We start from the raw sequence: 12,049 nt of genomic DNA, 5'->3' as shown, positions 1-12,049 counted from the left end.
GCTAAAGATGAGTGTGGCTGCTTTTGTAAATAATGAAATTGACAAGCATTGGTATGTAGTTTATACAAAACCAAGGTGGGAGAAAAAAGTGGCAGAACTATTGACAAATGCCCGGATTGAAAATTACTGTCCGCTTAATAAAGTAACACGCCAGTGGAGTGATAGAGAAAAAATAGTTTCGGAGCCCTTTTTTAAGTCTTACGTTTTTGTTCGGGTTTCAGAAGATCAAAAATGGAAGGTACCTGGGATTCCAGGCATTGTTAGCTATATCTATTGGCTTAGTAAACCAGCTATAGTTCCGGCAGCGGAAATAGAACAGATAAAATGTTTTTTACATACTTACGATAACGTTTTTATTAGGCAGGTTAATATTGCAGCGGGCCACAAAATCAAAGTTACCTCGGGAGCTTTCAGAAACATGCAAGGAACTGTAGTTTCCCTGAAAGGCAAACAAATACAAGTTGAAATACCCAGTTTAAATATTGCACTAATAGCAATGAGCACTGATAATGTAGAAGTTGTTTTATAACCAGATACTATCAAAAAGCTTTAGCTCAATCCTCCTCAGATCAATTTATTAAAATTTAAGCTCTTCAAATAGCAGCAATTTTATATGCAGGTTAAAAAAGCATTAATTAAAAATTCTATTGTTGGCGTATGGTCTAAAATCTCTACACTCCTTTTTCGCATTATACAGGTACCGTTATTGTTGTACTATTTGGGTGTTGAAGGATATGGACTTTGGATTGTTATTGCTTCACTTCCATCATGGCTAACATTAGCAAACATGGGCTTCGGTAGTGTTTCAGCTAATGAAATGTCAATAGCCATGGCCAATGGTGAGGTTGATAAAGCACGGAAAATATTATCCAGCACGGTTGCTTTAATTGCTACAATAAGTGCAATTGGTATTTTACTGGTTGTGTTGATTGCTCCATTTATCCCATGGGAAAGCTTTTTCAATCTTTCCAGAAGCAGGCATAAAGAGTTAACATTAACCATGATATGGCTTTGTTCATCTGTTTTTCTATCCTTTACTACCGATGTGCTGAGCGGCCGCTTTCGTGCAGCAAGAAGGGCGCATTTATCCATGTTACTCGATAGCTTTAAACCTTGGTTGGAGCTATTGTTAATGGTTATAGTGTTAAGGTTTACCACCCGCTATGATTATCTTGCTTTGTCATTACTTTCCTCCATGCTGGTTTATCTTTTCATAAATACCTGGCTCAGCGGCAAATCATTACCTATCCTTTCCTTTTCATTTAAAGATATTGAAGTAAGCCGGTTTCGTTTATTGTTCAGAAAAGGTATAGCATTCCAAGCGTTTCCATTAGGTAACGCACTTATTTTTCAAGGAAACATCTTAGTTATACAAGGAATTCTGGGGCCAGTTGCTGTAGCCTTATTTGCAACGGTTAGAACAATGGTTAGATCAATAAATCAGTTAATGGAAATGGTAAACGCAATAATTTGGCCGGAACTTAGTATATTAATTGGCACTAATAACCTGGTAAAAGCAGCACGACTACATCGGTTGGGGGTTGGTTTTACATTTATAGCTTCGGTACTGTGTGTATTGATATTATCCTTTTTCGGGCATGATATCTATGCATTATGGACTAGAAAAGCCATACCATTGCCTCAACATTTACTTATTTTATTTCTGTTTCCTATTATTTTCAACGCAATCTGGTATACCAGCAGCGTTGTTCATACATCATGTAATAAACATGAAGGCTTAGCTATAAGATATTTAATTGCAAGTACAATGGCTATCTTAACATGTGCAATTCTATCTTACTATTATGGTGTTGAAGGTGCGGCAATTTCCACATTAATTGCTGATTTTATTTTAATACCATATGTTATAAGGCGCTCATTACAATTAACTGGAGATAATTTAAGTAACTTTCTTTCAGGTATATGGGATGAAATTAAATCGGGCTTACATACAGCCAACAAATTGATAAGCAGATCTCGTTAGAATAGAGCAAAACTTCTTACTATAATCTCATCACTATAAAATCCTGTTAAATGAAAATAGTTCAATCAACCTGGGTTCGATATCATCATATGGATCTTGCCCGGGAACTATACCAAATGGGTAACTTAAAACAAATATTTACTTCATTACCTTGGTGGAAAGCGAAAAAGGAATCAAATGAACAAGAAATACCACGTGATTTGATATCATGTAATTTTTTATTTGAAGGAATTCGTAGAGTTGGACATAAATTACCATTTTATACCAATACGATGGATGATGAAATTGCCGTCCTAAATACAAAATTTTATTCAAGATGGGTTGGTCGTAATCTGCCGGAGTGTGATGCCTATATGGGGATTTCAGGTTCCGGTTTACATGCAGGAAGAGTAGCAAAAAGTCGGGGGGCCGGTTATATTATGGACCGTGGCTCAACACAAATAAGACATGCCGATATTTCATTAAATGATGAGCACAAAAGATGGAATATGCCTTATAGGTCAGTACATCCATGGCTTATCGAAAATGAAGAAGCCGAAGCTAATGAGGCAACTCTTATAACCGTTGCTTCTCATTTTGTAAAACAAACTTTTATAGATCAGGGAACCGATGCAAATAAAATCAGAGTTGTCCCTTACGGCGTTTCATTAAAAGAGTTTTTCCCAACAGGTGCCCCTATAGATAATACCTTTAGACTTGTATTTGTTGGTCAGTTTTCCTTGAGAAAAGGAGTTCCTTACTTATTGGAAGCTTTTAAGGCATTTGATCATCCAAATAAAGAATTAATAGTAGTTGGAAGTGTCGCTGATGATATCAAACCATTAATTAACTCAATAGGAACTGATCATGTCACATTTGTAGGCATGGTGCCACGTGCCAGTGTGAAACAATATTTATCATCTGCGCATGCATTGGTTTTACCAAGCATTGAAGAGGGCTTAGCTCTTGTACAAATCCAGGCAATGGCATGCGGGTGCCCAATTATTGCAACCCCAAATACAGGTTCTGAAACCCTGTTTGAAAATGGGCATGAGGGATTAATTGTTCCGGCACGTAACCCACAAGCTTTGACAGAAGCTTTTACAAAACTGGCCGATGACGAAAATATGCGTAAAGGTATGAGTGTCGCTTGCCTTGAAAAGGTAAAGGCATTGGGTGGATGGCAAACCTATGCAAAGCAGATAGTAGCTGTTGCTGAAGAAGCGAAAAATATAGCTTCAAAATAATAAAAACATAAAAGCGTTCCAAGGTGAACATACGGAACACAGCAATGACTCATTAGCAATCAAAATCTTCCGTAAAGACCCCTAATTGGTTAAATAGCATGCAAAACTATTCATTTAGCTCGGTTGATTCTATTCATCCTCCAAAGCTTCAATTTATTAATAATTTAAGAGCCTTGGCGATTTTATTGGTAATATTCCATCATGCAGGCGAAGTATTTCCTAATGCAGCGTTTATTCGCATATTTTCACAGTGGGGAAAATGTGGTGTTCAATTATTCTTTGTAATGTCTGCTTTTACGTTATGCTATACCGGTTCAAAATTAACGCTTTGGTCTAAAAGTTTGGCTGGTTTCTATATCAAAAGACTATTCAGGATAGCTCCGATGTATTATATCGCAATAATTGCGTATTACTACTTATCATCTATTACTTCAAATAATATTGGAATATGGCATCCCGGTAATATTGAAGACTATACAAAAAAGAACATTTTATGTAATATTTTATTTCTTAACGGCCTGTACCCTGCTGCAAATAACAATATAGTACCTGGCGGCTGGTCAATAGGATGCGAAATGCTCTTTTATGTTTTTTTTCCGTTTATACTTAATTTAACTAAAATTTCAAGAGCTTATCTATTACCTGTGCAATTTTTTTCATTGTTTGCAGTAGGGGCTCTTCTATTTGTTGCAAAATTAAATGGACATCACGGTCAAGGAGGAGGGGCATTTGCCTATTATTTTATCGCAAATCAAATGTCTCTTTTTGTTTGGGGAATACTACTTTTTTTTTACTGGCAAAGTAAAACATTCTTCAAAATATTAATATGGGGAACAATTGCCGGTGTAATTACAATTATCGCATCTTATTATCTTGGTTTTTCAAGCTGGTCATGGATTATTCTCCCTCCTGTTGCCGGTGTAATATCCTGTTTAACAGCAAAATTAATTTCAAAAATCCATTTGCATAAACTATTTCCCACCATTGGTGAGGTAAGCTATTCAATGTATATATCTCATTTTGCTTTTCTATGGATTGTTCTTGAGTTCCTTAAAATTACAGGTGTCGATATTGATAGTAATTTAGCTGTAATACTTGTATTTGCTACTGTTACGATTTTATCATTCTTTTTTTCAAAACTCACTTATAAATATATCGAAACTTACTTTATCAGCATTGGTAAAAAAATCGCCCAAATGCTATTGAATAACAATAACAACCAACAATTAAAGCAGACAGAAGTTTCCAATGCTAAATAAAATTAGCTTTGATTGATGATAAATTCGCAGTAAACAAACCCGAATACATTTAACTAAACATGTTAATTCTAAATCGCTATAACCGTCAAATTACAGCACCGCCATTAAAACATATTTTAGGTATTGACCAACTTAGATATATTTTCGCTTTGTGGGTGTTTTTTTTTCATGGTGGCTTACCGCCCCTCTTTGCTGGCCATGTTAATACAAAAGCATTTGAGTTTTTAGAGCATTTATATGGGTGGCTTATTAATGGACAAGCTGCGGTAATATGTTTTTTTATTATATCCGGACTTTGTATCCATTATCCCAATATTCGCAGAAATTCATTAGATCTTAAATCATTTTATACTGCTAGGTTTTTAAGACTATCGTTACCCTTAATTGCATGTTTAATTATTGGAAAATTAGCCAACTTTCAACACCCAAATGGCTTCCTAAGAGTAGTACCTATCTGGACATTGTATTGCGAAGGATTTTATTATCTTATTTACCCGCTAATTTTGGTAGTAATAAAAAAGGGAATGCTTATTCAATTAATTTTATTAATGAGTCTTATTTCAATTGTGCTGATTATTACATGGGCTGCAGACAGGCAAATGTACTTTCATGAAATTGGTGATGGTGGTTTTTTAGATTGGAAGCCAGCATTATTGGCATTTCCTTGTTGGCTGGCAGGTGTTTTAATAGCAGAAAGAGTTTCTGATGCATCTAATACTAATAAGATTTCAAATGATAAACAAAATCCATTGTTAAGATGGAGGTTGGGTGCTCTTTTCTTTTCAGGATTTACTTTTCCGCTATACAGGCTCGGCTTATATTTAAAAATTGTTACACTGCCATTTATTGGTTTGATATTTACTACCCAATTTACCATCTTATTATTTGGATTGTATGCTTTCTTTTGGATAGAAAAAGAAGTTTTATATCACAATTTTGGTAATGCAGAATCTTCTGTGCTTTTAGAACGCTTTGGTTTAGCATCTTACTCATTATATTTAATACATACACTGGTATTTTGGGCCTTCAATAAATATCCGGCTGCCTATTTTCCCGGCTATTTAATTTTTTGGATTTTAATGTTAGCGACTTTACACCTTATAGTTTATGCATTTTATATTATCATTGAAAAACCATCACATAAACTAGCCAAATTTTGTGCTAATAAATTGAGAAATTAATACAAAAGGATTCATACCGTTAATGAAAAAAGCAATCATCTTTTATCCACATATTGGCGAATACGGAGGCATTGAGAGAAATATAATTGCCCTTGCATCAGAAATTATTAGAAATGGGCATATACCTGTGTTAGTTTGCTTTTATGATCATATAAACATGCCAGGATATTTAGACCAGCTTATTACAGTAGAGATTAAAGATCACTGGAATCCACTGGTTAAATCATTAAGATTAAAAAGGTGGTTAAAACAAAATAAAAACGAGTTATTGGGTTTGCCATTTTTTATGGGAGGAAAGGCTGGTTTCTACGGTGCATTTTTTAATAATAATTATATTCTTCATTATACTGATCCTCCAAGTTTACTAAGTCCCTCAGTACCTAAATCTGCACTAAAAAATTGGATTGCAACCCTTCGAAGCCATATTTCCAATTTTATTACTTTTAATGGAGTTAGCCGTGCAAAAGTTTGCCTTACTATGACAAACTGGAATACAAAAGAGCTTGAATCATTATACCGCAGAAAATTTGGTGTTATATATCAGGGTGGGCTTCCCCCTACCCGCAGTATTAACCAGTCACCGCGTTTTAATGGTAAAATATTACGCATATTTTCTATTTCACGGCTTAATACCTCAAAAAATTTAGACTGGATATTAGAAACTGCACAATACCTTGTTAAAAACAGTAAAATTGGATTCGAAGATGTTGAAGTGGTTATTGCTGGCAATGGCCCTCAAATGAACTACTTGCAGACATTGTCGAAAGAAATGGGCTTGGAAAAGAACGTTAGTTTTCCTGGTTTTTTAACTACAGAACAAGTTGAAGACCAATATAGTAAATGTGATTTATTTTTAGTACCTGCACGCCAGGGATATGGATTACCCGTTTTAGAGGCTTTGTATAGGCATGTTCCAGTAGTTATTAATGTTGAATCACATATCTCTGAGATGTTTACAAATAACCCATGGGTATTAATATCTGATAACACAGTTGATGATTTTAGAAATAAAGTATTAAATCATATTTTTAAAATTAAAGAGCAATACCCAGATAACTCATACATCAAAAATTTGCCTACAGAACAAGATTGGGCATTTCAAATTGGACAACAATGCAATTGGTGGTAGATTGTGTATTAAAGGCTCCACTTTACTTAAAATTTAGTTATAATATCTCCACAAAATGAAACTATTCTTAACAATAGATTACAGCTTAAGCTCCTTTTACCATAAAAATGATTTTTAATTTTACCCGTGCTGTATAACAAAAACTATATCCAAAGTTTAAGTATTATTCGTAAAACACTAATAACGGGGTCTATATGTGTGTTTTTCGGACAAATGTTATTGGATGTAAGTCCTGCAAATATAATATCAAATTTATTTGCACTTACCGCATTCATTTCTGGTTGTATAATTGTTTTCAGTTACCGCAATATTAGCATTGGAGCAGCTTTATCAGCTACAGTAGTTTTTCTAATGATATCGGCAAATAGCATTGCCCCAATGGTTGGTACATTACTTGAAGGGAATCCGATTATTGAATCACTTGTAGTTCCTGTCCAAACCTTTGAACATCGATTAATATTTGCATTTTGTATTCTTTTTGCGCACTATTTATCATGCTCAGAATCATCCTTATATATTCGTAAAGGGGTAAGCAGTTTAAGTCGAAAGCTAAAATCTAAAATAACATTACCATCCAAAAGTTTATGGATTATCGGACTAATTGGGTTGTTTGCAATTTTATTAAAAACACTGCATCCACCGATAATTGTTTCTAAACTTTTAGATGGTTTTGCCTATTTAATGATGGCACCATTTCTAATGCTGCTTCCTCCATATTATAACCGTTTTTTTATAAAAAAGCAAAGAATATGGTTATTTTTATTTTACCTTGTACAGGTGGTTTTTTCGTTTGTTTATAATACTCGGATAGCCATGGTTCAACCTATTGGTATTGTTGTAGCCGGTTGGTTACTTACCGTGTTGTCTGGCCAAACAATTGTTACTCAAAAATCAATAAAAACAGGGCTAATCAGAGGAGTAATAGGTATCGCGGTAATTGGGCAATTTTCAGACTTATCCACTGCTATTCTTATTGAACGAGGAGCGCGGGAAAACCGTACAAGTTCCGAGCAATTTAAAGCAACTGTTGATCGTTTTTTTGACAAACGAGCTATTGCCGATTATAAAGATCAACAGGTAGAACTAACTAAAGGCGTATCAGCGGAGCAAGAATGGCAAGAAAACTATGTCCGAAATCCCTTTTTGGCACGTTTTATTCAAATAAAATTTGATGATAATTGCCTATACAGAGTTGGGCTATTTAATAACGGTGATTTCGATAAATTAAGAGCATTTACCTTTGACAGAATAATGGTTCAACTACCTCAGCCTGTTCTGAGTTTGTTTTCCATAAAAGTTGATAAAATAAAGGTAAGCTCTCACTCGGTTGGAGATGAAATAGATAATCTAGCGACTGGAGCCGAAGTTGGGGGCTTTAAAACTGGTTCTATTCCTACAAATGCATTTGCATTATTTTCCTGGTGGTACCCACTTTTCCTGGCTTTAAACTATTACCTTATATTTAGTATTTATCATGGATTTTTTTCTCCATTTTATTTAAAATCAACATCCAATATAAAAGTACCCACATTAGCGCTTTTATTAACTTTTACAATCTACTTTGATATTTCTTTAGATGGCGTGGATGCTCTGGAAGGGAGTCTGATAAGAGGAATAATACAACGAGTTTTAATTTATGCTATTACATTATGGATTTTAAGAAAACTAAGATCTCCCATTGATATGTTTAAAGCAAGAGAGCTAGATAACAAAGGTGAATTACAATTAAAAAACTTCAAATAACTACAAATTAACCACTTAGATCAAATAGACTGATTCATTACAAGATCTACTCTGTATTGAACACAACTTATTTTAATATATGAAAATAATTTTTGCTGCTTACCTCAATAACCCAAGTGCATCTGGCTTTCAAAGGCTTTGGGCTATACAGCAATGTGGTATAGAGGTAGTTGTTTTTAATACAAGTAATTATCCCTCCAAACTTGGAAAACGAGCAGAATCTTTTGCCAAAATTTTACAAACTCCAAGGTTTAGACAAAATTCAGCGTCCCTTGAAAAAGATTTTATCAACATTTGTAAAATTAATAAACCTGATATAATATGGCTTGAGTGGCCCCGTGAAATACAGCCTTCTGTTTTAGAAGAAGTAAAAAAAATTAATCCCCGGCCCTATCTAATCTCTATGCAGGATGACAATCCCTGGGGAGATAGAAATGGAGATAAATGGATGTGGAAGGATTACCTAAAACTGGTTCCCTATTTCGATTTACATTTAGTAAAGCGTGAAAATGATATTAAAAATCTTCAATCTCTAGGTGCAAATAAATGCCGATTATGGCAACATGGAATCTACAGTCCGTTATATCATCCTTCTAAAAATGAAATAAAAATCTACCCTGTTAGTTTTGTTGGTACCTGTATGGATAAAAGAGGGGCCTTTATTGAACGATTGCTAAATGATGGCATTGACATACACGTTTTTGGCCAATTATGGAATAAAAGAAGCGGAAATTTAGTAAATCGATTTCCTAATAACTTTCATCCGCCAGTTTGGGGTGAAGACTATGCTAATGTTATCCGTTCTTCAGAATTAGCATTATGTACGGTATCTGACTCCAATCACGATGAATGGACTATGCGATCATACGAGATACCTGGATGTGCTACTGCAGCATTAGTTAAAAAAACACCAATTCACGAAAAAATGTTTACAAATGGTGAAACAGCTTTTTTTTACAATAATGAGGCTGAGTGTTCAAAAATCATTACTGAGGTTTTATCACAGCCTGGTCTTTCCTTGCAAATTGGAAAAAATGCTGAACGAACTTTTAAAAAAAATAATTGGACAATAGAAAGCCGAATGAAAGATTTATTTATCGAATTAACCAATGATAAATCGATTAATAATTATAACCCAATTATTATCAATTAATTGAATCTATTAAAATGACATACATAAGGCTTTCAAGGTCAAATTTCATTCATTTGTTAAGGTGGGGATCGGCATTGTTAGTGGTGTTTAATCACTTAAGATCCATTTTATTTAAAGATTATCCGTTGCTAAAGCATGCTAATGCATTTACTAAATTCTTCTATCTATTAACAAGCCTGGGGCACCAAGCAGTTGTTATTTTTTTCGTTTTAAGCGGATATTTAGTTGGGGGTTCTGTAATTTCAGAAATCAGAAAAGGGAAATTCGATATAAAACTATATGCTCTAAAAAGAATCAGCCGCCTTTACGCCGTTTTGTTATTCGCGCTTGTTCTTACAATTGTACTTGACCACACCGGAATTTATTTTGATCAGGTGGGACTTTATACAGACAAAATCAAAACCGCAACTTTAGGCTTTTCAATTGCAAATCGTTTGTCATTTAAATATTTTGTAACGTCCCTCTGTATGATGCAAACAATTATTTTACCACCAATTGGAAGTAATAGTCCATTATGGAGTTTAGCATATGAATTTTGGTATTATGTAGCTTTTCCGTGCTGTTCATTATTATTAATATTTATAAAAAGTAAAAATAAATATGCCTTTTTATGTGCAATATTATTAATCTTAATGTTTACTTTTTTACCCCAAAGCATTAAGCTTTCATTTTTCATATGGCTTATTGGCTTAATACCTTTTTATATAACATTAAAAAAACCATATAAATTTATATCCTTAATTGCATTACCAATTTGGCTTGCATTAAAAAAAGTGGTTCATATTGATGATTTTTTATATGATTTTATATTAGCATTAATTGTTGCTTTTGGAATTTCGTCTTTTGAGAATTATAATCAACCAGCTAAGGGTTTTTTTTTAAAGGCCAACGAAAAACTTTCGTCCTTTTCATATAGCACTTACCTTATTCATTTTCCAATAATTATGTTAATATTAACAATCATCAGAAATTATTACTTTATTGGCATTTGGAACGCCCCAAGCTTAATTGGTTATTTAATATTCATTTCTGTACTCGTATTCATATTCATTTGTTCATACATTGTGGCAATATTTACTGAATATAAAACCCCGAAATTCAGATTATTCCTTGAAAAATTATTTTTAAGATGACTATTCCATTTTTTGGTCATTTAACCTCAACTTTGAATTTTATTTAATGAGGATTGTTTTTTTCACTCATCCTGAATTTTCAAATCACCAAAGCATGCCGCGTTTTGCAAATATGCTTATCAACGGCATGAAAAGCAAAAAGCATGAGGTTGAGATTTGGACTCCAAAACCATATTTTTTCAACTTAAAAGTACCTGCTTCATTGAAAAAGTGGATGGGTTATACTGATCAATATCTTATTTTCCCTTTAACTATACGCAAAAGAATAAAAAGATGCTCAAAGGATACCATATTTGCCTTTTGCGATCAGGCATTGGGCCCCTGGGTGCCTTTGGTTGCCGATAGGCTACATGTTATTCACTGTCATGATTTTTTGGCTCAGCGTTCGGCATTAAGGCAAATCCCCGAAAACCCTGTATCATGGTCTGGTCGTCAATATCAGGCCTTAATTAAGAGAGGATATTCAACCGGAAAAAATTTCATTTCCGTGTCTGAAAAAACCAGGTCAGATCTGCATTCAATGCTCAAAATTGCGCCCTTGATTTCGGAGGTTGTATACAATGGTTTAAATCAATTGTTCTCATACCAATCTCGTGCAGAAAGCAGAAATCAATTAACCAAAAAACTTGGCATTGATTTAGCAAATGGCTTTATTCTTCATGTAGGTGGTAATCAATGGTATAAAAACCGCACTGGTGTTATTGAAATATATAATGCATGGAGAAAAAAATCGGCAATTAATCTGCCTCTTTTAATGATTGGCTATTCTCCATCTTTAAAAATTTCAGAAATGCACAGCCTTTCACCATATAAAGCTGACATACATTTGATATCAGGCTTAAACGATGAATTTGTCAGGATGGCATATGCTGGTGCATCAGTTTTCTTATTCCCCTCGCTTGCAGAGGGCTTCGGGTGGCCAATTGCAGAAGCTATGGCATCAGCATGTCCGGTAATTACTACTAATGAAGCACCCATGACCGAAGTTGCCGGTAAAGCAGCCTTTTTTATACCCAAACGACCTTACAATATAAACGAGGTTAATAATTGGGCTCAGGAAGCTGCAGACTTAATTGACTATGTATTACAATTACCGGAGACAGTATTAAATGGAGTAATTGAAAGCGGCTTAAAAAATGTAAAAAGGTTTGAGCCTGAATCCGTGTTGGAACAAATTGAAAGTATTTATAAAAATATATCCTTGCAATCAGAAAATAAATTGCACCGTCTGTTATAAAGTT

Annotated in this window: 10 protein-coding genes; all 10 read left to right on the top strand. The window is 34.2% G+C overall.

The features are described 5' to 3' along the window. The first annotated feature begins 7 nt into the window (after nucleotides 1-7). The 10 genes from JN11_RS10090 (at nucleotide 8) to JN11_RS10045 (ending at nucleotide 12,045) form a co-directional block, all read left to right on the top strand. Nucleotides 8-529: a UpxY family transcription antiterminator gene (locus JN11_RS10090; protein WP_144912199.1), complete on the top strand. Its 522-nt coding sequence runs from the start codon at nucleotides 8-10 to the stop codon at nucleotides 527-529. A gap of 84 nt (nucleotides 530-613) precedes the next feature. After that, nucleotides 614-1,984 carry a lipopolysaccharide biosynthesis protein gene (locus tag JN11_RS10085; RefSeq protein WP_144912197.1) on the top strand — a complete coding sequence of 457 codons (1,371 nt, stop codon included), beginning with the start codon at nucleotides 614-616 and terminating at the stop codon, nucleotides 1,982-1,984. Nucleotides 1,985-2,034: 50 nt separating this feature from the next. Continuing rightward, nucleotides 2,035-3,210, top strand: a complete 1,176-nt coding sequence (locus tag JN11_RS10080; protein WP_144912195.1) for a glycosyltransferase family 4 protein — start codon at nucleotides 2,035-2,037, stop codon at nucleotides 3,208-3,210. Between the two features lie 98 nt (nucleotides 3,211-3,308). Then, nucleotides 3,309-4,469 (top strand): acyltransferase family protein, encoded by a 1,161-nt coding sequence (locus JN11_RS10075; RefSeq protein ID WP_144912193.1) that lies wholly within the window; start codon nucleotides 3,309-3,311, stop codon nucleotides 4,467-4,469. 59 nt (nucleotides 4,470-4,528) lie between these two features. Continuing rightward, entirely contained in the window at nucleotides 4,529-5,650 is a 1,122-nt protein-coding gene (locus tag JN11_RS10070) for an acyltransferase family protein (RefSeq protein WP_144912191.1), read from the top strand. A gap of 22 nt (nucleotides 5,651-5,672) precedes the next feature. Beyond that, entirely contained in the window at nucleotides 5,673-6,779 is a 1,107-nt protein-coding gene (locus JN11_RS10065) for a glycosyltransferase (RefSeq protein ID WP_144912190.1), read from the top strand. Nucleotides 6,780-6,977: 198 nt separating this feature from the next. Beyond that, a complete protein-coding gene (locus JN11_RS10060; protein WP_170227734.1) occupies nucleotides 6,978-8,522 on the top strand; it encodes a hypothetical protein in 1,545 nt (514 codons plus the stop codon). Between the two features lie 79 nt (nucleotides 8,523-8,601). Then, nucleotides 8,602-9,675 (top strand): glycosyltransferase family protein, encoded by a 1,074-nt coding sequence (locus JN11_RS10055; RefSeq protein WP_144912186.1) that lies wholly within the window; start codon nucleotides 8,602-8,604, stop codon nucleotides 9,673-9,675. A gap of 14 nt (nucleotides 9,676-9,689) precedes the next feature. Then, nucleotides 9,690-10,808, top strand: a complete 1,119-nt coding sequence (locus JN11_RS10050) for an acyltransferase family protein (protein WP_144912184.1) — start codon at nucleotides 9,690-9,692, stop codon at nucleotides 10,806-10,808. Between the two features lie 46 nt (nucleotides 10,809-10,854). Then, a complete protein-coding gene (locus tag JN11_RS10045) occupies nucleotides 10,855-12,045 on the top strand; it encodes a glycosyltransferase (RefSeq protein ID WP_144912182.1) in 1,191 nt (396 codons plus the stop codon). Nucleotides 12,046-12,049 lie beyond the last annotated feature (4 nt).

Origin of the sequence: Mucilaginibacter frigoritolerans (assembly GCF_007830615.1) — a bacterium.
GTDB classification, from domain to species: domain Bacteria; phylum Bacteroidota; class Bacteroidia; order Sphingobacteriales; family Sphingobacteriaceae; genus Mucilaginibacter; species Mucilaginibacter frigoritolerans.
The sequence above is the reverse complement of the archived record's forward strand: the minus strand, read 5'-3'. Positions and strand labels throughout refer to the sequence as shown.

Coding starts and splice junctions, on each gene's coding strand:
- JN11_RS10090 (WP_144912199.1), top strand. CDS start 8: ATGAGTGTGGCTGCTTTTGTAAATAATGAAATTGACAAGCATTGGTAT.
- JN11_RS10085 (WP_144912197.1), top strand. CDS start 614: ATGCAGGTTAAAAAAGCATTAATTAAAAATTCTATTGTTGGCGTATGG.
- JN11_RS10080 (WP_144912195.1), top strand. CDS start 2,035: ATGAAAATAGTTCAATCAACCTGGGTTCGATATCATCATATGGATCTT.
- JN11_RS10075 (WP_144912193.1), top strand. CDS start 3,309: ATGCAAAACTATTCATTTAGCTCGGTTGATTCTATTCATCCTCCAAAG.
- JN11_RS10070 (WP_144912191.1), top strand. CDS start 4,529: ATGTTAATTCTAAATCGCTATAACCGTCAAATTACAGCACCGCCATTA.
- JN11_RS10065 (WP_144912190.1), top strand. CDS start 5,673: ATGAAAAAAGCAATCATCTTTTATCCACATATTGGCGAATACGGAGGC.
- JN11_RS10055 (WP_144912186.1), top strand. CDS start 8,602: ATGAAAATAATTTTTGCTGCTTACCTCAATAACCCAAGTGCATCTGGC.
- JN11_RS10050 (WP_144912184.1), top strand. CDS start 9,690: ATGACATACATAAGGCTTTCAAGGTCAAATTTCATTCATTTGTTAAGG.
- JN11_RS10045 (WP_144912182.1), top strand. CDS start 10,855: ATGAGGATTGTTTTTTTCACTCATCCTGAATTTTCAAATCACCAAAGC.